The sequence below is a fragment of the bacterium genome, assembly GCA_016708025.1.
In the GTDB taxonomy this organism is placed as follows: domain Bacteria; phylum Zixibacteria; class MSB-5A5; order GN15; family FEB-12; genus FEB-12.
The window spans coordinates 238,849-262,613 of the sequence record JADJGQ010000005.1 but is presented as its reverse complement, the minus strand read 5'-3'; the positions used below and the strand labels follow the sequence as shown (position 1 = coordinate 262,613).

The 23,765-nt window shown below is 48.2% G+C and carries 25 protein-coding genes; 18 read left to right on the top strand and 7 right to left on the bottom strand.

What is annotated here, in order from left to right:
- Positions 1-415 precede the first annotated feature (415 nt).
- Positions 416-1,294: a ThiF family adenylyltransferase gene (locus IPH75_16195; GenBank protein ID MBK7143604.1), complete on the bottom strand. Its 879-nt coding sequence runs from the start codon at positions 1,292-1,294 to the stop codon at positions 416-418.
- Between the two features lie 277 nt (positions 1,295-1,571).
- On the opposite strand from IPH75_16195, the gene IPH75_16190 reads away from it, so the two are divergent.
- Positions 1,572-1,793: a hypothetical protein gene (locus IPH75_16190; GenBank protein ID MBK7143603.1), complete on the top strand. Its 222-nt coding sequence runs from the start codon at positions 1,572-1,574 to the stop codon at positions 1,791-1,793.
- A gap of 53 nt (positions 1,794-1,846) precedes the next feature.
- Here IPH75_16190 and IPH75_16185 read toward each other — a convergent pair whose 3' ends face one another.
- Both IPH75_16185 and IPH75_16180 read right to left on the bottom strand, forming a co-directional pair.
- A complete protein-coding gene (locus tag IPH75_16185) occupies positions 1,847-2,206 on the bottom strand; it encodes a hypothetical protein (GenBank protein ID MBK7143602.1) in 360 nt (119 codons plus the stop codon).
- Between the two features lie 23 nt (positions 2,207-2,229).
- Positions 2,230-2,475, bottom strand: coding sequence for a hypothetical protein (locus IPH75_16180; protein MBK7143601.1), 246 nt, complete (start codon positions 2,473-2,475; stop codon positions 2,230-2,232).
- 178 nt (positions 2,476-2,653) lie between these two features.
- Here IPH75_16180 and IPH75_16175 point away from each other — a divergent pair, with 178 nt between their 5' ends.
- From IPH75_16175 to IPH75_16165, 3 genes are read left to right on the top strand one after another with little or no spacing between them, the layout of a single operon-like run.
- On the top strand, positions 2,654-3,250 hold the full coding sequence (locus IPH75_16175; protein ID MBK7143600.1) for a hypothetical protein: 597 nt from the start codon (positions 2,654-2,656) through the stop codon (positions 3,248-3,250).
- The gene (locus IPH75_16170; GenBank protein ID MBK7143599.1) at positions 3,237-3,653 is read left to right on the top strand and encodes a hypothetical protein; all 417 of its coding nucleotides are present in this window, start codon (positions 3,237-3,239) and stop codon (positions 3,651-3,653) included. The genes IPH75_16175 and IPH75_16170 overlap by 14 nt, the downstream gene beginning before the upstream one ends.
- Positions 3,625-4,440 carry an ImmA/IrrE family metallo-endopeptidase gene (locus tag IPH75_16165; GenBank protein MBK7143598.1) on the top strand — a complete coding sequence of 272 codons (816 nt, stop codon included), beginning with the start codon at positions 3,625-3,627 and terminating at the stop codon, positions 4,438-4,440. Before IPH75_16170 ends, IPH75_16165 begins: the two co-directional genes overlap by 29 nt.
- Positions 4,441-4,821: 381 nt before the next feature.
- On the opposite strand, the gene IPH75_16160 is transcribed toward IPH75_16165, so the two are convergent.
- Positions 4,822-5,277: a TVP38/TMEM64 family protein gene (locus IPH75_16160; GenBank protein ID MBK7143597.1), complete on the bottom strand. Its 456-nt coding sequence runs from the start codon at positions 5,275-5,277 to the stop codon at positions 4,822-4,824.
- Between the two features lie 314 nt (positions 5,278-5,591).
- On the opposite strand from IPH75_16160, the gene IPH75_16155 reads away from it, so the two are divergent.
- From IPH75_16155 to IPH75_16140, 4 genes are all read left to right on the top strand, one after another.
- The gene (locus tag IPH75_16155; GenBank protein MBK7143596.1) at positions 5,592-6,206 is read left to right on the top strand and encodes a hypothetical protein; all 615 of its coding nucleotides are present in this window, start codon (positions 5,592-5,594) and stop codon (positions 6,204-6,206) included.
- On the top strand, positions 6,203-7,261 hold the full coding sequence (locus IPH75_16150; protein ID MBK7143595.1) for an ImmA/IrrE family metallo-endopeptidase: 1,059 nt from the start codon (positions 6,203-6,205) through the stop codon (positions 7,259-7,261). Before IPH75_16155 ends, IPH75_16150 begins: the two co-directional genes overlap by 4 nt.
- A gap of 1,381 nt (positions 7,262-8,642) precedes the next feature.
- Positions 8,643-9,515, top strand: a complete 873-nt coding sequence (locus tag IPH75_16145) for a pentapeptide repeat-containing protein (GenBank protein MBK7143594.1) — start codon at positions 8,643-8,645, stop codon at positions 9,513-9,515.
- A 77-nt stretch (positions 9,516-9,592) separates the two neighbouring features.
- On the top strand, positions 9,593-10,141 hold the full coding sequence (locus IPH75_16140) for a hypothetical protein (GenBank protein ID MBK7143593.1): 549 nt from the start codon (positions 9,593-9,595) through the stop codon (positions 10,139-10,141).
- A 26-nt stretch (positions 10,142-10,167) separates the two neighbouring features.
- Here the strand turns inward: IPH75_16140 and IPH75_16135 are convergent, their stop codons facing one another.
- Together IPH75_16135 and IPH75_16130 are read right to left on the bottom strand one after the other, a co-directional pair.
- Positions 10,168-11,046: an aminotransferase class I/II-fold pyridoxal phosphate-dependent enzyme gene (locus IPH75_16135; protein ID MBK7143592.1), complete on the bottom strand. Its 879-nt coding sequence runs from the start codon at positions 11,044-11,046 to the stop codon at positions 10,168-10,170.
- Positions 11,047-11,350: 304 nt separating this feature from the next.
- On the bottom strand, positions 11,351-12,277 hold the full coding sequence (locus tag IPH75_16130; protein ID MBK7143591.1) for a tyrosine-type recombinase/integrase: 927 nt from the start codon (positions 12,275-12,277) through the stop codon (positions 11,351-11,353).
- Positions 12,278-12,696: 419 nt separating this feature from the next.
- On the opposite strand from IPH75_16130, the gene IPH75_16125 reads away from it, so the two are divergent.
- The 4 genes from IPH75_16125 (at position 12,697) to IPH75_16110 (ending at position 17,376) form a co-directional block, all read left to right on the top strand.
- Positions 12,697-12,960 (top strand): hypothetical protein, encoded by a 264-nt coding sequence (locus tag IPH75_16125; protein MBK7143590.1) that lies wholly within the window; start codon positions 12,697-12,699, stop codon positions 12,958-12,960.
- Between the two features lie 460 nt (positions 12,961-13,420).
- A complete protein-coding gene (locus tag IPH75_16120) occupies positions 13,421-14,500 on the top strand; it encodes a hypothetical protein (protein MBK7143589.1) in 1,080 nt (359 codons plus the stop codon).
- Positions 14,501-14,575: 75 nt separating this feature from the next.
- Positions 14,576-16,096: an AAA family ATPase gene (locus IPH75_16115; GenBank protein MBK7143588.1), complete on the top strand. Its 1,521-nt coding sequence runs from the start codon at positions 14,576-14,578 to the stop codon at positions 16,094-16,096.
- Positions 16,097-16,119: 23 nt separating this feature from the next.
- A complete protein-coding gene (locus tag IPH75_16110) occupies positions 16,120-17,376 on the top strand; it encodes a hypothetical protein (GenBank protein MBK7143587.1) in 1,257 nt (418 codons plus the stop codon).
- 204 nt (positions 17,377-17,580) lie between these two features.
- Here IPH75_16110 and IPH75_16105 read toward each other — a convergent pair whose 3' ends face one another.
- Entirely contained in the window at positions 17,581-18,726 is a 1,146-nt protein-coding gene (locus tag IPH75_16105) for a Fic family protein (protein MBK7143586.1), read from the bottom strand.
- A gap of 194 nt (positions 18,727-18,920) precedes the next feature.
- Between IPH75_16105 and lexA the strand changes: the two genes are divergently transcribed.
- The 6 genes from lexA (at position 18,921) to IPH75_16075 (ending at position 23,750) form a co-directional block, all read left to right on the top strand.
- Positions 18,921-19,529 (top strand): repressor LexA, encoded by a 609-nt coding sequence (gene lexA, locus IPH75_16100; protein MBK7143585.1) that lies wholly within the window; start codon positions 18,921-18,923, stop codon positions 19,527-19,529.
- Between the two features lie 53 nt (positions 19,530-19,582).
- Positions 19,583-19,813: a DUF2188 domain-containing protein gene (locus IPH75_16095; GenBank protein ID MBK7143584.1), complete on the top strand. Its 231-nt coding sequence runs from the start codon at positions 19,583-19,585 to the stop codon at positions 19,811-19,813.
- Positions 19,814-19,827: 14 nt separating this feature from the next.
- Complete coding sequence (locus IPH75_16090; GenBank protein MBK7143583.1) at positions 19,828-20,097, top strand: multiubiquitin domain-containing protein; 270 nt, start codon at positions 19,828-19,830, stop codon at positions 20,095-20,097.
- A complete protein-coding gene (locus tag IPH75_16085; GenBank protein ID MBK7143582.1) occupies positions 20,072-21,256 on the top strand; it encodes a ThiF family adenylyltransferase in 1,185 nt (394 codons plus the stop codon). The genes IPH75_16090 and IPH75_16085 overlap by 26 nt, the downstream gene beginning before the upstream one ends.
- Positions 21,240-21,644: a hypothetical protein gene (locus IPH75_16080; protein MBK7143581.1), complete on the top strand. Its 405-nt coding sequence runs from the start codon at positions 21,240-21,242 to the stop codon at positions 21,642-21,644. Before IPH75_16085 ends, IPH75_16080 begins: the two co-directional genes overlap by 17 nt.
- 687 nt (positions 21,645-22,331) lie before the next feature.
- On the top strand, positions 22,332-23,750 hold the full coding sequence (locus IPH75_16075; GenBank protein MBK7143580.1) for an ATP-binding protein: 1,419 nt from the start codon (positions 22,332-22,334) through the stop codon (positions 23,748-23,750).
- Positions 23,751-23,765: the final 15 nt, after the last annotated feature.

Sequence of the window (23,765 nt, the reverse complement as noted above, 5' to 3'; positions counted from 1 at the left end):
ATCCTAATGAGCGCGATTTCGCTTCGGGTAACGCCGCTACCTGAATGCACAGAAATTGATCTCAGACAAAAACGTGATTATACTTTTAAGTTACTGCGATTTTCGATTCGTACAGATTCGCATTGATTTTGGTGGTTTGGGGCGCTGAGTAGTCACAAATTGGTCCTAACGTGATTTCTCCATTTCCGAAGTCCACGTTCTGTGACCTTCGGGTTATGAGAGTGATACGATATCCAGACGAGAGACAGCACCGGACAACAAGCCACAGTCTCCCAGTGAGATCGCCGTGACTTACTTGTCCGGTTTTTGTCCACTATTATGGCGTGTGTTGGCAGATCCTGTTAGAAAACTGTTAGAAAGGGGTGATACTTGCCGAATGTGTGTTTGCATCGGTCGAATCAATTCACCTTTCAAGTTATCGAAGCCGACACCGTTCCACATGACCACGGTCATCTATTGACGGCAGCGGTCCGAGATCTCCATAACTTTCCACTTTTGAACATACGCAGCTAGTTCCACGAGCGGCCGTACACCTCGAAAACGACATATCAAGAATATCGTATCTGAGCGCGTGAATGGCACGTTCCCCCCTGAAGTCGGTTAGCACGTGTAATAATTCGGTCACGGCCAAGGACGACACGGTCGAGGTCAGCGAAATGACCATCGGAGCCGGCCCATTGCCTTCAACATAGTTTTCCCGAATTCGTTCTTCCCGGACTTCCGGTGGCATCGATTCGGCGGCAATACGTTTTGCATTCAGATACTGATAACACCAGAGGCATGGCTTGTCAGGACCGATCGCATGAACCACTCCGGTTGCGCCCTGTATGATGCCGGATGGGGCATCCACACGGACCCCCATGTTGACGACGGGGATCAAGTATTGATAACTAATCTGATTTATCACACTGCGCCCCCAGTGTTCGTCAGTGCACAGCATAATGGCATCACAGCCCAGAAGGTGAATGAGATCATCGGTTACGGCGACATTCCCGAATATTGACTCGATTTGAATCCGGGGGTCAATGTTACGTAGATGTTGAGCTACAATCTCAACTTTCGGTGGATGGAGTTTTGTTGCTTTCTTGATCCCGCGGTGTTTCGGCAACTGACCGGGATATGAACCGTACACGCGAGAGAGGTTTGATTCGTCAAGCCGGTCATCATCCACCAGGACTATTTTTCCCACACCTAACCGGGTGAGTTGCTCTGCTACAGCAGAGCCAGTACCTCCCACGCCGACAATACCGATACACGTGCGCTCAAGCAGAGCCTGTCCGTCCGTGCCGAGCATGCGAGCCTGTCTATCGTAACGCGGCCCCGTTGTTGTTGTCGCCGTGGATGAATTGCCCGTTACCACGTGGATAGTATCGCCAATTGTGGTGATCCTGCTTAAACGTACAGGACCTCGCAGGCCTGGAAGCCATATTCGTCCTACGACGGAGTCGGGGAGGGCACAATAGGATACTACCTACAGGTCGGTCTCCTGTACATTCACGGAAGAATCGAGATAGTCGCTCTTCGCCGAAGTCGTCGGAGGGGGAATACCCTAACGAACCTGAACTCTGAATGTGGCTGTGGCACATTATGACGCTAAGACCTGCCCGTTCCGCTGCCGCGGCTACCCGGTTAATCTGCCGAGCGGCTACCTGCATGTGAATTTCGTTGCGTTCGAGATACTGATCCGCGGGGACGACGATAATTTCGCGTGCAAGAAGACGATAACCGTCCCGCTTACGGTGGATTCCGGCCAAAACGAAGGCCGCTGTCTCCCTGTCTGGGTCGGAGAATAACTCGTTCCTGAGTTTCGCATAGAGCCCGTCTGGAAAATCAATAGAATGGGTCATCATTGCCGTGCGCCCAGTCGACAGTTGATAAACTCAATGAACGTAATCAGAGTGCAGCTCCCAGGATTCCAGTTCTTTGGGTGCCAAGAAAACCGGCGCCATGATTCCCCACCAATAGACTCCATTGTTTCTGCTTGACGAGGAATCCCTCCTGCCTCAAAAGTCAGGTTTGGGGAAACCCAGAACATATCGGGTGCCCCCTGTGGGAAAGAAACGGGCAGCTTGATGAGCAGTCGCGTAGTCTGCAAATTATAGACGCCTGCAGGAAGGGGATAATCATCTATTACTATGTGGTGCAGACCGTCCGTCGATAGGTATGCCGCCCCGATACCCGTGGGCGGCAAGCTCTGCAATCGCATTGTCAACTACACTGTTACTCATATCACCGTGCCCCAAAAGTCCCGGATGGAACGACTCGGAACTTATCGCCACTCTTGACCTGTAAGGCACCAGTGATCAGAACGTCGTCAACGGGCGGTTGACCGGGCGCATCGGGGCTCTTCACCTGCTTCCACACCTCGTAATCGCTTGGCGCCGAAGCCAGTGTGCGGATTGCTTCAGCCGAGGTGGTTTCAGAATCCAGGTGATAGGGCCTCTGGTTGACAAGGATAGTGACATTTTCAGGCATGTTTTACTCCTTTGCCTTTGACTGTTACTCGGGGACAGCTGTTCTTTCATCAAGTCCCCTTATTAGCTACTGCTCACTTTCCGCCGATTTTTCCTTTCAATTCGTGGAAAAATCTGATTTTCTTGAGCAGAAGTAAGTAAGGACTGCAGCGTAGAACCCGTCAGCATAAAGGACCGGCATGACCAAAGGGCCCAATCCCCGGCTTAAGGAGGTAACCGACGCGGAGTGGCGCAGCATCGCATTGCGTCTCTTTGACTATGCCCGATATAAACGCCGTCTACTGCCCTCACACGTTACGCCAGAAGACATGGCATGCGAGGCCATCCAGTTGGCGCTCACCGGCGATCGCACTTGGGATACCATCCAGTATCCGGACCTGTTCGACTTTCTGACTGGGATCATCAATAGCCGGTGGCACAATCAATGGCGGAAAAAGGAGCACAAGCGCACGATTTCAGACGAATCGACGCTCGAGATTGTCACCAATCAGCAGGCTATAGATGAATTCGAAAAGCAGGAATCATCCACGCTCGGCCTTATTCCTGATCCGGGCAGCGAAATGGATAAGCGACTTGCACTTATAGAAGCGGCGGCACAGGGTGATGCCGAATGCGAGTCGTTTTATCTAGCTATTGAGTATGGCTGTTGCTCCATAAAAGAGGTGGCGGCAATGCTAGACTGGACGCCAAGCAAGACCTATAAGGTTCGTGTGAAACTTACCGAGAGACTTACTACACACCGTGCAACCAAGGTAGCGACCGATGACGCAGGATAAACGGCGGCCGAATGCCGAAGAAAAGCTAAATAATCTGACCAAAATCCTCTGCGAAACCAACCCCGAGGAAGTTCGAGAATTGACAGATGAGGAGCAGAGATTCATTCAGAAGGCAATGACGTTGGTATACGATTGGCGGCACGGATACCTGATGGATGAAGGACGAAGGCGCCAGAGTATATTTGAGTCATTTGCTGAACCTATTAGAAAGGGTATCGTGGCCGCGCGTAATTCTGGTGGGCGATTTGACATTAAGACATCGGGCCTACAATTGGCAGCTTCCGGAACGTGGTTTCGGAAGCTTGAACAGATTTCTCAATCAGATATCGAGGGAGCCGCGCTCGATGACGAATTGCTAAAGTTGTTCGACGAACTTGACGAACCGCCTGCAATCGACAAGTAAATTGGCAATATCAAATTTACATACCGAAGCCAAGCGTGCTGCACAAGAAATTGTTGATCGCCTGTATATCACGAAACCAGACCAACTGGATTTGGTCGCAATTGCCGCTACCTTAGGGGTTTATTCTCGCGAGGATATACTGGTCGGCTCAGAGGCCCGCATACAAATCGGCAGAAAGTCTGCCCTTGTTACGATTAAGTCGGATATCGCAGAGGAAGGGAAAAAACGGTTTGGCCTAGCGCATGAGCTTGGCCATTATGTACTGCATCGAGATAAGGCGCAAAGCCGTCGCTGTACAGAGGAGGACTTCCTTACCTGGTATCGGTCTACATCTGATGAGCCACAAGCCAATGTTTTTGCTGCTGAACTGCTCATGCCCCAGAAGTTGTTTCACCCGGCTTGCTCAGCCTGTCGGCTCAATTTTGAATCGATTGCTGCCTTATCCGAGACGTTTAAGACCAGCCTCACAGCCACTGCGATCCGCTATGTTGAGCTTAGCAGTCAGCCGTGTGCACTTGTGTCGAGTCGAAGTGGAAAGATTGCTTGGTCCTGCTCCAGCGATTCATTCCACCATGTGATTATTTCTTTCGGTACAAACTGCGAATCGAGTTCCTATGCTGGCGAATATTTTTCCGACGGAATCAGGCCCACAGGAAAGCCACGTTCGGTTCCGCCAATCGTATGGCTTGAGACCCCAGATCTGGTACGAGGATACAGGCTGTATGAAGATGCGATTTGCATGCCTCGGTACGAATGCGTACTGACGCTATTGTGGATCGCACGTTAAACAACTCAATAATGCCGATGATTTGTTCCTCGGAATAACAGGATCGCTTCATGTCCAAACCTCCTACGGGGTAATATAACTCCAAAATTCAGGTTTTACATGGACCAGTTTATAGGGGGAAGGTCAATTGATATCAATCAAATGGTACTCCTAATATAGAAAGCTTTGGACTGCTGTCAATACCAATTAACACCGGCCCATACACAATTCAACCTGACCGTGAAGTCTACACATTCGGATTTAAGATCAAAAAAGCAGGTTTTGCGACGCCGTAAGATCTATGAAGTGTTTGATATGCAATTGGAATAAGTATCAAAGATTCTCTGAAACAGATCTCACCTTCTTTTTCCCATTCCGGGAGGAAAGCCCTTTTCTGTTGCACTAATCACTTTCAAAGTACCTGCGCCACAACAGAGATAGAACCAATTTGGATATCCCCACAGTTAGCAGCACGACTCCAATCAGGCCCAGAAAGCCACCGATCTGATATCCTTTACCACCGAGATAATAAGTGACAAACATTATCGGGGCGTTGCCCAATAGCGTTGCTATCAAGTATCTCTTCCACGACACGCTAGTAAGTCCCGATAGATAGCTCACAATGTCAAATGCCAAGTTTGTGTACAGCCTGAAGCGCGTCCATTCAGCAAGTGAATCCAATCTGTCCAACATCTGCCGCCATCGTAGTGCCCAGTGTGGGATTCGAATTAAGGCAAGCACCCGGCCCCCAAATCGCCGAGAGAGAAGGAATGCACCGAATGCTCCAATCATTTGACCAGTTTGAGCATATAAGAAACCTGGAAGCCAACCAAATAAAGCAATTCCAATGGTGTCCAACAGCAGGCCACTTAGTGGGATAACAATGACTGATAGTCCGCCCAGTAAAACAAACGCCAGATGATCCCACCAAGAACCCCCATGCCGTAGCCTTGTCTAAGCCTAGAGCAAAGAAGGGCGGCAAAGTCCGATGGAAGGGCACAACCAAAGCGCAGCGGAACGAAGCGGCAAGAAGGCTGCCACGGCACGCTGGAAAAAACGCGATAAGTCAAACCTCGTAAGTCGTTGAAAATCAACAAATCATTTGTGGAATAATTTCGCTTGACTTTGCGCAAGCTGGGTGTAACTTACTGCCAAAACTGAGGATATCAAAAATGGCAGATTTTATTCTAAGTGAAAGCGAAGCCAAGAAAGAAATGGAGCCGCTCCGAAATCTTTTTAGCATCACCATCCACAGAGCCTTCTCGGATTACCGCAAACTAATAGGAATAGGTGACGAGTTGTTGAATGGTTGCAGTGGGACTTTCCAAGCAATCTACATGTCAGATCGAATACGTTATTACCTATCTGATGCAGTTGATGGGGACGGTTCTGTAAAATTCGAGCCGAAGAAGCGACAATCAAGCATCCTTATTAGAAACATGATGAGGGCACGAGTAAAGAAAGCAAATTCCTATGGAAGGGGAAGTTTTGGGAAGACTCAAGCAGCCCGTGATTTCTTGGGTCAGGTACAACAGGAAATCAATTTTGAAGGCACGGAACGTCGGATCACGAATGTGATTGTTTGCTACCAATTGAATGCTATGCGCACTGAACTTATGTATATCAGGTGCATTTGTCCTTTCGAAAAAGATATACTATGGTCATTTGATATTACCGGGGAAGAGCTCAATCGACAGCAACCCATGTTAACTCAACTCTCGCAGACAAAACAAGTAAGCATAAGACTAAAATCTCGAAAAGCTCAGGCGAACGAAGTTACGAAATGAGAAATGTAAACGCCGAAATGTTAATTTTGGCCCGCGAATCGCGCGGACTCACTCAGAGACAATTGGCTGATATGGTCGAAATTGCCCAGTCAGCAATATCTAAGTACGAGAATGGATTGTTGGATGTCCCAGAAGAGCATGTCACGGATATTGCCAATGCTCTTGATTATCCGGAGTCGCTATTTAGCAGACGGGACAGTATCGAGGGCTCCGGCAGCACCTGCATGTATCATAGAAAACGGCAGACATTACCAGTTCACGAGCTTCGCCGAATTCATGCCTATACCATTTTGACGATGATTCGCGTCGCGCGGCTTCTACGCAGTGCCTCAATGGAGCCGGCTTATCCATTCCCTCGCTATGATGTTAACGAGTATGGGGGGCCAGACGTGATTGCCGGTCTTGTTCGAAGAGCTTGGCGACTTCCTATGGGCCCGATAAAGGATCTCACCGCTGTAATCGAAAATGCCGGTGGAGTAATTATCCCTCTGAGCTTTGGCACGAGAAAACTGGACGCTATCAGTCAATGGCCGGTCGGCATGCCGCCAATGTTCTTCATCAACTCGGACATGCCATTCGAACGAATACGCTTTTCGCTTGCCCATGAATTGGGCCATTTAATAATGCATGCGATCCCAACTCCAGAACAAGAACCGGAGGCCGACGAGTTCGCTTCGTCTTTCCTGATGCCGGAAGAGGTAATCAGGCGCGATCTCCGATTTCTGTCCATTCCGAATGCCCTCCAGTTGAAGCCGACCTGGCGTGTTTCCATGCAGGCGATAATCTATAGGGCGTACCACCTCGGAGAGATATCCGAGAGTAAGTACCGTCGATTGTTTACTGACATTGGTAGGATGGGCTATCGTTTGAGGGAGCCAACGCCTATCGACCCAGAAGAGGCAACAACATTACAAAGGCTGGCCAAATTGCACTTGGAGGATCAACGCTATTCGCTGAAGGAGCTTTGTGGGTTATTAGACATTAGCGAGGTCGAGTTAAAGCGTGACTTCTTGGGGATGTCTGGTACCAAAATTACGATGATAGGAGAAAAATAAGACTCGGACTGGTTTGCACAATCCGATCTGTCTGATTTGACATTTCCGGAATCTCAAAAACACGCGATCGATTGTTTTTCAAGGAATCTGACCTCCTATGACAGTGTCAAATTGCTATGGCTACCTACTCACAGAGCCAGTAATCTACGCCGCCGTGATGAGAACAAGCGCCACTTCCAGTTGCTGTGTTTAGCTACCTTGATGTTGCACTGCTCAAATACGGTGTACGATTATTAAGCTTCCAATTGTCGCAAGTAATGCAGCTAGTGCCTTTGAAGCACCGTGAAGTTCTGTTTGGTCTCGCGAAGATTGAGCCCCAAAGCTCTAACCGCCACAAATGCGACAAGATTTGTCATCACTGGCTGAAGCGAGTCGAGCGAATACACGTGTGCAACACTCGCTTTAGACAGTGCCGCAAAGGTTAGAATGCCCCCTATTGCATCACACGATTTGCTGACAAATGTCTTGACAAGAAAGTTGTTCAGAATGGCTTCACGGAGGAGTATATTGGCCTTGCCAGTGAGCAGTATCAAAATTAGAAAAAATCCAGTTACTGGAATCCATGTACTTACGTAAAAGCTAATACTGTTCAGGCCTTCTGTGAGCGACAAATGTCTAAACAAGAACAACTCTGTGGCGCTTGTGAGTAGAGTGAAGAGGAGCATGCCCCATTGCCGCATTGTTATCGTAGGTGCCTTCGTTCGAAGATTAATAGTTGCCGTAATACCCCTATTATTATCAGGATCAATCCAACTACGTCTTGCCAAATTAACCCACCCTCAAAAAGAAGGTAGTCCGCTACGATAACTACGACTGAAAAACCAAAGGACAAGGTGGCATATCTAGTGATTTCGACCTTATTCAGGAAGTGACCGTATACTAATGAAGAGCCGACGTGTAACAGACTCCAAATCAGTAATAATGGCGACGCAGACAAGTGAACGCTACCTGCAACACCCAAAAGCCCGATCAGCATCAAACTGAATAGGAATGCGGAATTCCTGTAGAACGCCGCGCAAACCGGGTCGGGTCCACCTTTGCGGACAACCACTAACCATTTGTCTACAATGTGCTCTACTGAGCTTGCCAGTACACCGGCCAGACCTAGGACAAACCACACCATAAGATTAGATAGAGAAGGAAAATGCTGCGTTTGGCAATCGTACCATACCTACCGTAGGACCGCAAAAAATCATCTCCGACGGAAATGCACGTGCAAAAGCACTTTACTTGGTCGAAGTACTCGACTATTTTGATTTCATCTGGTGTGCGGTGGGGTTTCCGATAAGTTGCTGTAATTTATTTTTGGGTGTCCCAAGTTAACCTCTCAGGCAAATGCCCGTCCTGCACAATGGCGTAATAACTAAGGATTATTCTGACTATGACGGATTCTCACAATGTTTCGCGATCCCTAGTTCTCGATCAAGCGGTGGGTCGTCAGATCAATTTCGATGACTTCGATATTGTCACTACCAATAGTCCTGATTTCTTGAATTGCTCGCTTACAGGCACAGTGAAGCGTTCTCATGGTGTGAAGGATCCAAATTTCAAGTACTGTACCTTGGACCAGCTTGTTTTGATTGGAATTGACCTCAATCAGACTGACTTCAACGATTGTCATTTGAGGGCCGTGACTTTTGAGAAGTGCAATATGGATGGAGCCGGATTCAAGGTCTCCAGTATTGAGAATTCAGTCTTTAGAGAGACGAACATTACTTTGACCAATTTCGGCGATTCTGAATTTTTCGACGTTCGATTTGAATCATGTGACTTTTCAAGAATGCTAATTAAGGGCTGTCGCTTCTATCGATGCCAGTTTGTGTATTGCAAGACGACAAACAAGCTCTTTGAGTCATGTATTCTAGTTGACTGCACGTTTGAGGGCATGGAGCTACAGATTCAGAGCATTTGGGACAACTTTGGATTTCGATCTCAACATTTGACAGGAACGCGGCTTAGAACTGCTCGGACGAGTGAGGCATTTGCGTATGTTCTGCCAGATGATCTCGCTACCTATGTTGATACTAAGCTACTGACAGCTCTTCAACTTTTTAGTATTGAGTACTTCTTGCCAGATAACGAGAGCAGAGTCTATGCCGCTCTCGACCAAGTCTTTCATCTAGAGTCCTGGATAGAATATACACGCTCTTCCAGATCGTTTGCACTGGTATTGAACACCTGTGCAGAGTTTCTGCTCTATCTTTTCAAGCACGAGGAGCTGCCCTATACCCCATTCTCAAATGCCACTCTTTAACTTCACAGTTATCAGACATACTGGTTCCTAAGGCGGATATTCATGATGCGGGCCCAGCAGTTTCCTTATATCAGGATGTGGCAGGCACCCATATGCTATTGTCAAGGGTTGTCGAGGAGTACCTCTTTTTACTAGATACTCTTGCAAGGTCTATAGATAGACACATTACATTGGTATCGCCACTCAAAGGCGATTGCAGTTTTTTTGAGATAGCTCTTAGGGAAGCGCTGGATTTGCCGTCTTTCGACGGGAGAGTCGTAGAAGCACGCATCTACAATTCTCCAACGGCAGTTACAATTGACCTAGTTGAGACAGCCAAAGCGATCAGTTTCTTGGCAATATTCTTGGCTTCTCGGTTTAGTTTTCAATTACGAAGGTTAAGAGAAACCCTACCAAACCAAGCTACAAACAATGCGGCGCTGCCTCTCGCCGAACGAGGCGTGGTGCCATTTGAAATTCAGATTGGCTCTCAGGCAGATACCCCAACAGAATACGGATTTCGAGTCAGGGCCCTATTTCCAGGAGAGTTGTATAGCGAACTATCACTCACTATAAACCTAAGTGTTGGTGTTAAGTTGCAGAAGCTCTTCTCATCTATGGTGGAGCGCCAGAAAGCAGCGAGCTAAGAATTCGAGTGCTTTCTGCAAGTTCCTCATACCCCCAGATAATAGTTTATTCGGGCGTATTCCCGGCTATGATCTAGGGCAAAACCCATAGATGCGCCCAAAAGTATGACTGTCCTATGGTTTCGACACAGTTCAAGCAAATAGCGTCTCTTACTTGGTGCAGATCCATTCCAATGCGACATGTCTAGCACATAACAACCCGCGTATCCACCCGAGATCGGTGTCAATTGTAGTCGACTCCCACGCGTTAATCTCGATATTCTGTCGTACATTTTGTTAATGTGAACTCGACAGGTTGATGCTTGCATTCGAAATCTTTCCCAGTTTCCAAGCAACTCTGTGCCATATTCTAGACTGAAGACATCTAATGCTCCTTGACACACCCAGAGTGCATCCTCTACCTGAGCCTTAAGTGATTGATGGTGAATAATCATCGCCAGTCTTATTCCATTAATTCCAAGTCCCTTGCCTATTCCCCTAAAGCGGATCAGACGTCTTCCGCGAAGTCCAGCAGCTAATTGAGAAAGCCAGGATGGTATGCGAGTCTCGCTTGCTTCATCTACAATAACAGTCAAGCACGGAAGGCGGAAAAGTACATCTGACAATCTATCTATATTCTGATTCAGCCCGAGAGCAATTCGAGGCTGAGTAATCCACAGAACAGAGCCGCCGACCTGGCAGGCCGTTTGGATGGTCTCGACTCTCCAGTCGAATTGCGACTTGAAGTAAGTCGGAATCCTAATCACTTTGAATCCAAGAGCGAGAGCTTGACTATAGGTGGCATAATAATAGGGACTTTCCATAATGATCGTAGAATGCCCGTTGGACTTCAGCATGTACAAAATTGCCAACGAAGCAATAGTTGTAGAGTGACACAAGGTCAGTTCTTCGCCGCCGATCTGCATGCTAGCCTCCCAACTAGATATCGACGGAAGCAGTTTGTCATAGTACTTAGCGCAATTTGGTGTTGACCCTGATACATAGGTCACAGTATCTGGCTTTGGCGTGGTAATACGATCAAGCGAGTCTTGAATTGGATTCCTGATCTTCAGGAATCCAGAGGGGTTCAGATAGGGTTCCCCATCACCCATAATGGGTTTGAAGTATTCCTCCAGTAAGGCGTCGTAGTCATCGACCTGGAACGTGTGCTGAGTATCAGGGCTCAACAAGGTTGAATAATCCTTAGTTATTCAGCTATCCCGCTTCTTGTTATTGAGCGAAACTCATCTTGTTCCTTTCATGAAATGTTCTTAGAACCTCCTTCTTCCTGGTTGAACTAACGTGCACATAGATCTGGGTTGTTGTGATACTACTGTGCCCTAGAATCTCCTGAACCGATCTCAAATCGGCCCCATTTTCAATCAATAATGTTGCCATGCTGTGACGTAGACAATGAGGTGTGTAGTGGCGTTTCAGCCCTGCGTGGTCACAAATGCTCCTAAAAACTCGCTCCACCGCACAGTTGCTCAGCCGATTTCCGGACCGGTTCAGTAAGAGAAAGTCATGGCCGCTATTGATACTATTTCGCAGCTTGAGGTATCTTCGTACCAATTTGGTCAACCCATCATTTGGCATGAAGAGCACACGCTCCTTACGTCCCTTCCCAAGGACAAGAATAGAGCCTTCTTCGAAATTGATATCACTAATCCGTAACGAGGTCAGTTCATCGATTCTTAATCCCAAGGAGAAGAGAAGCTCTATTATCAGGGTATTTCGAACACCAAGAAATCTCTGGTTCTCAGTGAGGTTCACGCGCTTCCTACCTCGTTCATAGGCGGTAGCAATTAGCGAACGAATCTCCTCACGAGCCATGACACGCGGCAGCCTTCTGCCAACGTGAAACTTCTCGTCAATAGAAAACAACGGCACGTTTTGAGCATATCCTTTCTCTTTAACGAACTTGAAGAACACTTTGAGGGTGGCAATGTGCCGCTTGATACTTGAAGCAACTAGGCCACGATTTCGTAACACATTCAGGTACTCTGTCAGATTGATTGTCGCTAGGTCGTCGGTATTTTGGTCTGGGAAGAACTTCTTTAGCGACTCGAGATCGCAACGGTAAGCTTTGACGGTACGGATAGAGACATTTTTTCGGGCCCTTTGAGTCTCGATAAATGCTGCAATCATTGTATTCATTTGGATTACCTTTGTTTAAAGATCAAGCCGTGTTCTGCAATACTGTGTTGTCGGCAACCCACGATACATTTGTGACTACCTTCCTTCGCTTTAGTTTCCCACAATTAATAATCGAGTTCGATTGTGGAGCGATTCCATAGGTCGGACGCGAGCGCCCTAACAGAGACGATCGATAGTGCCATAGCCCCTCTAACTTCCATGCGCAGACAATGAACCTGGTTGTCAATAGGTCAGAGGCTGTGCCGAAGAGTCGCACTCAACTTGCACGCGTCAAGATGGTATTCAATAGCACTTAATGTGTTGTGGCACGGAAAATTACGGGAACAATCGTGAGGTCCGCATTCTGGGGGAGCGACTCGAAGCGCAGGAAATCTCACGCTGCCATAACCTGTATCAATCGTTCCGTGGAAAGCAGGGTCATGTCGGATACCATCTCGAATATGGTCCATAAGGCTATGTATAAGCCCGTTGGAAAGACGGTCGATGAGGTGATTGCCTGGTTTGCCTCAAAACCATTCTCGCAGAAGGAGGTATTTCTTGCCCATGCAACGGCTTTGCAGGATGGCGACGATCCGTCAACTCTTTGGAGAATGGTACAGGGGCTGACAGCTTCCGCTCGCTCGCTTCCGCACATAGACGCACGGGTCAGCCTGGAACGGAGGGCGGGGGCATTGCTATGCTGACGGGGAATACCAATCAGTCCTGTTTTCAGGTCGAAAACGCAGTACCCCAGCATTCGAGACTGCCATTCGTTTCGCTCGGATTGCAGGCGGCTCCAATGCATAGATACCTAATTGTCGTCGAAACTTTTGCTGGGATACATAATATCGTCCTACAATCGGATTCCGATTGTACCATGCTGTTCAACACCCGGGCGCTGGCAGAGGCTTACGCCGACGAGCACCCTGTGTCAGACTACCGTGTGATCGAATGGTAGCGTTGTGCACTATTCTTTCTGTACCGATGCCCCGGGATCCCAGTGATTTCGGGGCATTTTTTCGCTACCATTTCTCATATCGACGTTTCCGCAGCACAGGCTGCTTCCACATTTGGTTTAGTGGTTGCCTGTATCGGCTGGAGCAGTTATAATTAGTCTCAGTAATAAGACATTTTGTCAGTAATAACCAACTGGCTTGGGGGAATATGAAAGTCGTAGAAGAACTCATCACATGGGCTAAGACGCTACCCGCTTGGCAAGCTGACGCGGTACGTCGCATTTGGGTAAACCGGACTATCTCTGAAACGGATATCATAGAAGTCTATGAATTGCTCAAGGTCGAAAATGGCATGAGCACCAGTGAGACCGTGCCGATTCCGTTTGGAAAGGATCACGTTGCTTCCGGAACGGTACATCAGAAGCATACTGTACTAAAGGGATTGCTTCCAACTAAGAATGTCAACGCCATTGTTAGCGATGCACCACTTCGTTTTAGCTATCGAGGTGTCACAATTGTCTACGGTGACAATGCCGCTGGTAAGTCTGGATATTCACGAATTCTGAAACGAGCCTGTAGAGCGCGCGGAGCGACTGCACTCATTTATCCAAACGTCTTTGCGGCTACAGCTTCTAAAGAACCGGCGCAAGCAGACATTTATGCAGAAATTGACGGTAAACCAGAAGAAGCACTGCAATGGAGTGATGGTGAAACACCGCCCGAGTGTCTAGCAAACATCGCGGTTTTTGACGCGCAGACAGCGCGTTTGTATGTCGATGAAGCAAACGAAGTCAGATATATCCCATACGGCCTTGATGTGTTTGAAAAACTAGCGGGTTTGTGTAGAGCACTTCAACTCAGGATAAACGGCGAAATCCATGCACTCCCAAAGGATCCTGATATCATGAAAGACTTAGTTGGTGAGGGCAAGCCTATTCCGGTAGTATCAGCCGACACTACAGAAGACCTCATTGACGAACGGACACCTTTTCCCGAATCTGATGCTAAACGATTGGAAGAGCTCCGAAAGGAGTTGGTCAGGCTTAGAGCGCAGGACCCGACAAAGGAAGCGGCTATTTGGAAACGACTGTGCTCCAGAATCCAACAATTGCGCTTGACGCTCGGTCAGGTCCGGCAAATATGCTCCGACGAATCTGTGCAATTGCTGAAGACGAAGCAGAAGGAGTTGAAGGACTCAAAGGTAGCTGCCAGCTTAGCGGCCCAACAAGCGTTTGGCAAAAGAGCCTGTACAAGGAACAGGCAGCGAGACTTGGCGCTTCTTGTTTAATGCAGCCCGCAAATTCTCTGAGACGGATGCCTATCCTCAAAGGCCCTTTCGTTCACTGGCGACGACAGTCGTTGTGTGCTCTGTCAGCAAGTTCTAAACGGTGAGGCTAAGGATCGCTTGAAGCGGTTCTGGGAGTTTATTCAGAAGGACGTGGCAACTACGGTTCGGACCAATGAGGAATCCTTTGCTGAAGCGGTTAAGGGGTTCTCAGCTGTTTCTGGATACCTTGACAGGATCGATCAGTCATTGATGGAAGAGCTTGACGAACTAAATAAGGGGATTGGCGATACTATTCGTACGAACGTCGCGTCGTGCCGTCACCGTTTCGAGACAATCGGCGCTGCGCTCAAGGATGATAATTGGAATGCCGTGACTGTATTGTCAGTAGACGCTTCTGGAGAATTGAATCAATTGGAGACAAACTGTACCGAGAACTTGAAGCGTTGTGAGGCAAATACTAATGCGAGCGAGCGCGAAAGAGTAGAGAAGGAACTCAAAGACTATGAGTTCAGGGAGCTCGCCTTCAATAATCGACTTACTCTTAAAGGACATCTTCGCAATGTGCAAACCAGAGCTAGGCTGAACTCGTGCCTAAAGGCGACTGATACGACGAGTATCACCAGAAAGGGAAATCAGCTTATGGAGGATGCTCTAACCGGTGAGTTGCGTAAAGCACTTCATACTGAATGTGAAAATCTTGGAGCTAGTGGGATTCCTTTGCAGCTTAAGAAGAGTGGTAGTTACGGAAGCACGCTTCACCAAGTTGGCTTGAAGGATGCACAAGTGACACCTTCAGGCGTGTTGTCCGAAGGGGAACAGCGCATCGTAGCGATTGCTTCGTTCTTTGCCGAACTTGGAACGTCAGACCACAGTTGCGGTATTGTCTTCGATGATCCAGTCTGTTCCCTTGACCACCGTTATCGTAGTAAGGTGGCTGCTCGAATGGCCCATGAAGGAGCGAAAAGACAAGTAATTGTCTTTACCCATGACCTGCTATTCCTATCAAGGCTGATGGAAGCGTGTGAGCATGGAAAGGTAGAGTACTTGGTTGAATCGGTCCGACGGGTTGGAAATCGATGTGGTGTTTGCGACGAGTCGATTCCTTGGGATGGCATGAAAACTAGCAAGCGTATAGGAGCGTTAAAGAACACGCACCAAGCGCTGAAGGCTCTCTATGACAAGGGTGACCATGACGAATACGATCGTCTTGCTCGGAACTGCTATGACAACCTAAGGAAGGGATGGGAGCGGGCAGTGGAGGAAGTGCTTCTTGGAGGCTGTATCCAGCGGTTCGCTCCAGAAGTGCAGACGCAAAGGCTGAAATATATAACAGTGACTAGCGAAGACTGTGAAGCAGTTGATAAAGGCATGACTAAGTGTTCCGCCTGGATATCGGGACACGACCATGCGGCTGCGGACAATAGCCCCGTTCCAGAACCCGTTGAACTTCTATCCGACATTCTTGAGCTCGAAGCATTTGTGGTCATGATTCGCAAACGTCAGGAGAATAAGCCGTCCGCGATTGCACAACAGAAACCAGACCTAACTTACGTTACAAAGTCGTCGGTGACAAAAAAGTCCGTTGGCCCTAACTGACCGAGCCGCATAAGGAATGCGCTGTGCGTGATGAAATCCCTCCGTGGCTGAAGGCGATGCAAAATGGATCAATTGGTGAAGCGCGTACTCGCTCATTCTTGATTGACCGCTTTTGGGTGTTAGAGCGAAGTGTCGACATAGATGGTGCCGACTTCATCATTCAACGGCGCATAACTTCCAAGAACCTATTGGATAGAGATCCTCCTCGACTCGGTATAGTTCAAGCAAAGTTCTTTTCGGGACCTGAAACCACTTTTCATATCCCACGTTCATACCTGATTGATAAGGATGGTCGTCTTCGCAAGGAGTTTTTCGTGTTGTGCCACACTGGTGATGCTGGCGAAGCTCGAATGTTCTTACTAACTCCAAATGAACTAATTTCTGATTTCGAGATCGTTGAAGATGATAAGGTTCGAATTCCAGGATGCGTACTGCTCAAATCCGAGAAGTATGAAGTAAAAGCACTTGACCTGGCTCTCGACCGAATTGATCGCACTCTTTCTCTGGCAGAATTCGCTAATAACCGGAACTTTCTGTCTTGGTTCCTGCCCAGGGTAACAATTGATTCGTCTCAAATTGATCCGATCTTCCAGGAACCTATCGACAACTGGTGGGGTGATATACCTGCAACGTTTGCGGAGATGCGGGAAACCGCGCAACAAGCGATTTACACGCTTGACGAGGTGAGAGAGTCTCTGCAAAGTATAGTTGAATCGACCGATCCTGAGCAGGCCCTTGCAGTAGCAGAGCAGATAAAGGCGTGGCACGGCACACCATATGGTATTCGCATCGGACTGCCGGATGATTTGTATAATGAATCATTTCACCTTACTGTGCTTAGGCATAAGGAACGCATAATTGAGCTTAAGAGGGCTGGGTTACTTGATACCTTTATCCTATTGAAGCGACGAATTGGCGAGGAATTGGCTGCGGCCCTCTCCAAATTGTCCCCTATCGATAGTAACTCCGTCTTTCAAGCGACCATCAGATATGAACAAACCAAACTATCCTTGATTGAGATCTCTGTTTCACTCATCCCGGCAGAAGATTTTTCACAGGCACCTACTGAACGCGATCGTTGGGGCCTTGTGAGGTTAGACAAGCACGAATGGTGCGCGAGTGCGATTCCGGGGCACATTATCTATTGCTGGGCAGTGGGAAGATATGCAGATGCCAAAGTAGAGGCCGGCTTGGATTGGAAAGCTCATTTCTTGCAAAGTGGAATTCCGTCGACCAAGTCCCTTATGGACGATATCTACATGTTTCGATTCGGGGAATGATGAGATAGTCTGTCTACAGTGTAGTGCGCGACGAAAACGTCATCTGCCGATAGTTGACTTGCATTGTTCCAGATTCTATGAAGAAGTTTGAATTGATTGACGCGCTAACTGTATTTGAGGTCACGCTCAACCAGTACAAACAGAAGATCAGCGTTTCAAGGAGCCGTGGTATGGTTATCAATCATTACGCCCATTTCACGGTTGCTATTCCTTCAGAAACGCTTGCACGTATCGGCGATACATAAAAGACCTTCCGTACTTCTCTGTCTTATCCTTCTGTTCAAGGATTTCAAGCTCAACAAAACGTTCGATCACTCGTTGAGCGCCTTGGCGCGTGAAGCCGGTCCATTCGCTAACGGTGTTGACATTGACGATAGGCAACGCAAATAGTCTGCGTAATACGAGCACGCCACTTTCTGCGGCAGTCTTGCCAAGAGCCATAACCTTGTTAAGATCTTCCTCACGCAGTACAGTAATATTTTTCGCAGTTATCGTGGCTTGTTGAGCCGTCTCTATAATGCCGTCCAGTACGAAGTCTAGCCATGGTTCCACCTGTCCATTATGGTAGCCGTCGAGACGGTCATAATAGAGCTGCTGATGCTTCTTGAAATATGACGAGAGAAATAGCACCGGTCGTTCGAGCAACCCATGTAGCCATAGGTACATTGTTATGAGCAGTCGTCCCGTGCGACCGTTTCCGTCAAGAAATGGGTGGATCGTTTCGAACTGTGAATGAATCAGTGCTACCTTGAAAAGAGGCAGAACGTCATCCTTCGCCTGCAGGAAGTTCTCAAAATCATTGAGTGCCCGTTGCATTTCATGGGGTGGGGGAGGGACGAATCGCGCATTAGCTGGAGTTGTTCCGCCGATCCAGTTCTGACTACGTCGGAATTCTCCAGGGTCGGAGTGATGACTGCTTCGGGCTCCCTCCATTAAGGCCTTGTGGAGTTCACGAATGAATCGAAGACTCAAGGGGAATTCCTTGAGTCGTTCAAGACCGTAGTTGAGCGCCTTTATGTAATGCAGAATGTCGTCTACATCCTTCGGCAACTTCTCGGCTGTTTTGGATTCAGCTTCTATAGCATCGATCATCGTCGCTTGGGTGCCCTCGATTTGGCTGGATGACGCGGCATCCTTTCGGACGTACATTAGCAGGAAAAAATCCACGTCTGGCAGTAGTTGCGTAATTCCGTCCAGTTTCCCAAGTAGCCGCTCGGCTTCCGAATGTTTGAGGACTAGCTCCTTTGAGCAATCAAAGCCTGAATCGGGTGGGAACTTGTTGGGAATAAACGCCTTATAGCCTTCTGGCTGTTGTTTGTTTTCTCCGACTTGGATTGGGGTGTTTTTCATAGATTCTGTTTACTTTCTATCTTAGATGTAAACAGTTTACGTTGTTTTGTTTACATTGTCAAGAAGAAGTAAACTGGTTTTTCCAGGATCGGTCTAATCTTAGGAACGGGGATCCAAAACGGTCAGAAGACCCAAGAAAAGACAGTGTCCTATGAAACCTTGACACCAATCGAATCGTTTAATATACTATAGACATGAGTACATTCGGAAAGTTGCACCCAACTCAGGAAAAACTGCTCAAGGCCCTGGCTGACTTGGCGGAGTCAAGGCCGTCGCTGAGAGTATTGGCGAAGGAAATTGGGATATTATCTCCAAATACAATAGCCCACCACCTCAGACAACTTGAGAAGAAGGGTTACATTATACCCAGCGAAGACGGGCAAATCCGAATCGACAAGAATCCAGTTCGAGATGTCATATATCTGCCGCTCTACGGCAACGCTGCATGTGGAACGGAAGACTTCTATGCAGATGAGAACATCGAAGAACGCATCCCGCTCCCGGCACGGACGCTCAGGATTGGATCGGACTATTTCTTGGTTCGGGCACGCGGTGATTCAATGGAGCCGAAGATTCATAATCGCGATCTTCTAATCGTACAGCAGTTGCAGACCCCGGAGGATGGGCAGGTTGTTGTCGCCGCGCTGGACGACGGTGTCTATGCGAAGAAGTTTCTAAGAGCTCATGAAAACATTTTGCTAGTATCGTTTAATCAGAACTATAATCCTATAACAGTAGGTTCGCAGCAGGAATTCCGGCTAATGGGTATCGTTCGGGGGGTGCTGAGGCAATCACTTCAGTGATTCTCAAATAAATCCGAAAAGACGAGCTTCCCTAACCAGAAGGAGATATTCATATGGGTAAGAATGTGCATGTAGTTCCTCAAAACAATCAGTGGGCGGTCAAACAAGAGGGCTCAAAGGCTCCTGTGAGCACGCATCGCACTCAACACGCGGCGGAAGATGCGGGCCGTAACTTGGCTAGGCACAACCAGTCTGAGTTGATTACTCATCGGCCCAATGGCCAAATCCGGAGCAAAGACAGCTTTGGTCCGGATCCTAATCCACCTAAAGATAAAGAGCACTAACGAAAGGACAAATTATGATAGATAATACTTCGCAAGATAACTCGCCCACCAAGACCGTCACGATAATCGTTAATGGTCGCGAGAAACAATACGATGGGAAGCGTATTTCGTTCGAGCAAGTCGTCACCTTGGCATTTGGAACGTATGAAGACAACGAAAACATCGTTTACACAGTGACCTACAGCAAGGGCGAAGACAAAAAAGAAGGCAGCATGGTCAAGGGCGATGACGTGAAGGTTAAGGATGGCATGATATTCAATGTCTCAAGAACAGATAAGTCGTAATCCCGATCTCAAACGCCTATTGGATGACGGGTATTCGGTTGAGATACACAACGGCTACCTTTTGCTTCGTGACATCCCGTATGTGAATGCAAGTCGCCAAATTCAATACGGTGCTTTGGTTTCCAATTTATCCTCCTTGTCGGGGGACAAGACCGTTGGACCTATTGCAGATCACATCGCGTCATTTGCAGGCGATGCTCCCTGTGACCGGAGTGGTAAACGCCTCTCAATTTACCATAGTGCGGAAAACCTCCAAATCGGCGATCTTACAGTGCGCCATAAGTTCTCCGGCAAGTTATCCGGTGGCTACCCAGGTTATTATGAAAAGATGGTAAACTACGCCACCATCATCGCGAATGAAGCGAGAGCCCTAGATAACACCGTTACTGAAAAACCGCACAAAGTCATCGAATCAGTTACGACCGAATCAGTATTCAATTACCCTGACACGAATTCCAGTAGGGCAGGCATCGACGCAATATCGAGGAAATTGGGGGGTGCGAAAGTCGCCATAGTTGGCGTGGGTGGCACCGGGTCGTACATTCTCGATTTCGTCGCGAAGACCTGTGTAAAGGAAATTCACCTCTTTGATGGAGACGGCTTCGTTAACCATAACGCATTTCGTGCTCCGGGCGCAGCAAGCAAGCATGACCTCGATCAGTCCCCTAAGAAGGCGGAGTACTTCAAGTGTATCTATTCAAACATGCATTCGAATGTTCAATCGCACCCCTACGACATAACCAATGAGAATCTGGCCGAATTATCAACCATGGACTTCGTCTTCATCGCCGTCGACAATGGAGGTCCGGTAATAAAACGACAGATCGTTGACTTCCTCCTGGCGAACAAGATAGCTTTTATCGAAACCGGGATCGGCGTTCTCAAAATTGACGAGTCGATTCTTGGACATGTCAGAGTAACAACGTGCACGCCAGACAAGTGTGACCACATCAACGAGAGAATCGCGTTTGCGACTGACGGTGAAAAAGACGATTACGCTACGAACATTCAAATTGCCGAGCTTAACGCCTTGGGCGCGATTCTAGCTGTCATCAAATGGAAGAAACTAAATGGTTACTACCAAGACCTCGCGTTGGAATTCAACACCACCTACTCAATCAACGACGGTATTTTAGTTCACAATGATCATCACGCATAAGTTTGTAGAAAAAATTCCTGATAAGCTTGATGAAAAGGTGCTGTACGTCTCAAGCAAATATGGCACCGCTGTGCACAAGTGCTTTTGCGGATGCGGTGAGGAGGTTGTCACCCCGCTTTCCCCCACTGATTGGAAATTGTCTTTCAACGGAAAGACTGTATCACTCTATCCCTCCATAGGCAATTGGAGCCTCAAGTGCCAGTCTCACTACTGGATAAAGAATGGAAGGGTTGTATGGGTTCCAAAGTGGACTCCGGACAAAATCCGCAGTGGTCGAGCCCAGGACGCTCGAATCAAAGATGCTTACTACAGAGAAAATCGGGGCGAATCCCAGCCAGTCACTCAAAGAGTGACCCTATGGCAAAAGATCATTAGATGGTTTGGCTAAGGAGTGCAAAGGAGTCGGCTGCAGATTGAATTACTGACCGCCTTACGTCAGCTTCAAGGCCGCGTTGTTCATATCTTCAATAGATTTTCTAATATCATGCACCAGACGGAGCCATGTGACACAAGTGTCCACTTTCTCACAACGCCCCTCAAACGTCGCACTTTCGGGCCCCTGTTCATCTGCTTTTGGGCTATTTCGCCTTTAGGTTCTGAACACTTTGATTAGATTCGGATTTTTGTTGGAGGCCACCAACTGAGTTTCTTGCACGGAGAACTACATGATGATTGCTCATTTGCAGTCGCAGGGCTGAGAAAGCCTGACTTCAAGGTTACTTTTGTTCTCTGGGACGGCCGTGTTACCGAAGGAGAGCCCTTTAAACTGATACCCTAGTTAGCGTTGGTGGTACTCGGAATGCATCGCTTGTCGTTTCGATCCCAGTGCTAGCCGAGTCACTTTTTTGGTGACAATCGACCTGTAAAGGTGTAGACTGTGGCCGTATTGGGGAATTTTGAACAAACGACCACTATGCAAATCCGTCAGATATCCATTCAGAATTTTCGGGGCATCAAATCCTCTACGTGGGTACCTAAGGGTTCATTTCTGTGCCTTGTAGGGCACGGCGATTCAACAAAGTCTACGCTGTTGGACGCTATAGAGCTCGCTTTGTCTCCACGGTACGGATTGCAGGTGAGTGAAGCGGACTTTCATCTATTGGACGTAGGTAATCCGATTCAGATTGAAGTGACTGTAGGAAATTTGCCAGATAGACTGATTACAGTCGGTAAGTTTGGCATGTACCTAAGAGGATGGAAGCAGGAAACGAGTGAATTGATCGATGAACCTGATGACGAGACGGAAGCTGTACTGACTATTCGATTTACAGTAGACGACTCTTTTGAACCTTCATGGGTCATCATGAATGACCGGACGCCCGAAGGCAAACCGCTTTCAATGAGAGATCGTGAATTGATGGGAGTCGTACGGATCACATCGGACGTAAATCGGCATCTGACCTGGACTCGTGGGTCGGCACTCTCGGGTGCTACAGAGAGTGGTGAAGGAGGTAGACGGGCATTAGCCTTGGCCCAGCAGAGCGCACGACATCAGGTGGAAAAGGCGGAGCTCTCCCATCTCGGCGAGGCCGCAGGAAAGGCAGAGGTAGCTGCCAGAAAAATAGGCGCGATCGTTCGCAACAAGTTTCGACCATCGCTCTACCTTCCGCACTGGGGCTCCCAATATGGAGTCCTTGGCCTTTATGATGGTGAGGTACCGTTGCATTCTGCTGGCCTGGGCACGCGTCGACTGGTCGCGCTTGGCCCTCAATCACTGGCTATCTCTGAAGGTAGCATTGTGTTGATTGACGAAATTGAAAACGGTCTGGAGCCCCATCGATTGCGGCACCTGCTCAGTTCGCTTAGACCGAAAGGTACCGACGGTCAGGTCTTCTTCACAACGCACTCGGCGGTCACGCTAATTGAGTTGAAGGCTGCTGATGTTCAGTATGTAATGGCTCGAGACGCTACGACTTGTGTCACTGTCGTTGCTGACGATCTTCAGCCGATTCTGCGCGCGATGCCGGAGGCATTTCTTGCAAAGCGCGTTGTGATCGCTGAGGGGAAAACGGAATTAGGATTGACCCGGGGCCTTGAAGAAGTCTGGCAAACCGAAAATGAGGGCCTACCGCTAACTCATCGGGGATCTATTGTTGTTGACGGCGCTGGAGGCCCTCAGGCTAAAGTCCGCGCATTGAAGCTTGCTCAACTGGGCACTGACACAGCACTGCTGGTAGACTCAGACAACCCAGAGCTTGTTGTAGACGAGCGATGGCAGCGCGAGACTGGCGTAAAAGTCTTTTGTTGGGAGGGAAACGTCTCTACTGAAGAGCGAGTTGCGCTTGATCTTCCGTGGGATTCCTTCACGGAAATGGTCCTACTCGCCGCGAGGTGTAACGGTCACGAAAGCGTTTGTGCAAAACTTAGCAACGCCATAGGCAACGGGGTACGTATCTCAACTCCAGATCCCAATGATTGGTTGAAGCAAGGGATTTCTGATCTCAATGCGCGACACATCTTTGGTATCACCGCTAAGAGTGAGGAGTGGTTTTAGGATATTTATCGAGGA

Bases quoted from the DNA above. Each gene is read 5' to 3' on its own strand.
- IPH75_16195 (MBK7143604.1), bottom strand. From the start codon at position 1,294: ATGCTCGGCACGGACGGACAGGCTCTGCTTGAGCGCACGTGTATCGGT.
- IPH75_16185 (MBK7143602.1), bottom strand. From the start codon at position 2,206: ATGCGATTGCAGAGCTTGCCGCCCACGGGTATCGGGGCGGCATACCTA.
- IPH75_16180 (MBK7143601.1), bottom strand. From the start codon at position 2,475: ATGCCTGAAAATGTCACTATCCTTGTCAACCAGAGGCCCTATCACCTG.
- IPH75_16175 (MBK7143600.1), top strand. From the start codon at position 2,654: ATGACCAAAGGGCCCAATCCCCGGCTTAAGGAGGTAACCGACGCGGAG.
- IPH75_16170 (MBK7143599.1), top strand. From the start codon at position 3,237: ATGACGCAGGATAAACGGCGGCCGAATGCCGAAGAAAAGCTAAATAAT.
- IPH75_16155 (MBK7143596.1), top strand. From the start codon at position 5,592: ATGGCAGATTTTATTCTAAGTGAAAGCGAAGCCAAGAAAGAAATGGAG.
- IPH75_16150 (MBK7143595.1), top strand. From the start codon at position 6,203: ATGAGAAATGTAAACGCCGAAATGTTAATTTTGGCCCGCGAATCGCGC.
- IPH75_16145 (MBK7143594.1), top strand. From the start codon at position 8,643: ATGACGGATTCTCACAATGTTTCGCGATCCCTAGTTCTCGATCAAGCG.
- IPH75_16135 (MBK7143592.1), bottom strand. From the start codon at position 11,046: ATGCAGATCGGCGGCGAAGAACTGACCTTGTGTCACTCTACAACTATT.
- IPH75_16130 (MBK7143591.1), bottom strand. From the start codon at position 12,277: ATGAATACAATGATTGCAGCATTTATCGAGACTCAAAGGGCCCGAAAA.
- IPH75_16125 (MBK7143590.1), top strand. From the start codon at position 12,697: ATGTCGGATACCATCTCGAATATGGTCCATAAGGCTATGTATAAGCCC.
- IPH75_16120 (MBK7143589.1), top strand. From the start codon at position 13,421: ATGAAAGTCGTAGAAGAACTCATCACATGGGCTAAGACGCTACCCGCT.
- IPH75_16105 (MBK7143586.1), bottom strand. From the start codon at position 18,726: ATGAAAAACACCCCAATCCAAGTCGGAGAAAACAAACAACAGCCAGAA.
- lexA (MBK7143585.1), top strand. From the start codon at position 18,921: ATGAGTACATTCGGAAAGTTGCACCCAACTCAGGAAAAACTGCTCAAG.
- IPH75_16095 (MBK7143584.1), top strand. From the start codon at position 19,583: ATGGGTAAGAATGTGCATGTAGTTCCTCAAAACAATCAGTGGGCGGTC.
- IPH75_16090 (MBK7143583.1), top strand. From the start codon at position 19,828: ATGATAGATAATACTTCGCAAGATAACTCGCCCACCAAGACCGTCACG.
- IPH75_16085 (MBK7143582.1), top strand. From the start codon at position 20,072: ATGTCTCAAGAACAGATAAGTCGTAATCCCGATCTCAAACGCCTATTG.
- IPH75_16080 (MBK7143581.1), top strand. From the start codon at position 21,240: ATGATCATCACGCATAAGTTTGTAGAAAAAATTCCTGATAAGCTTGAT.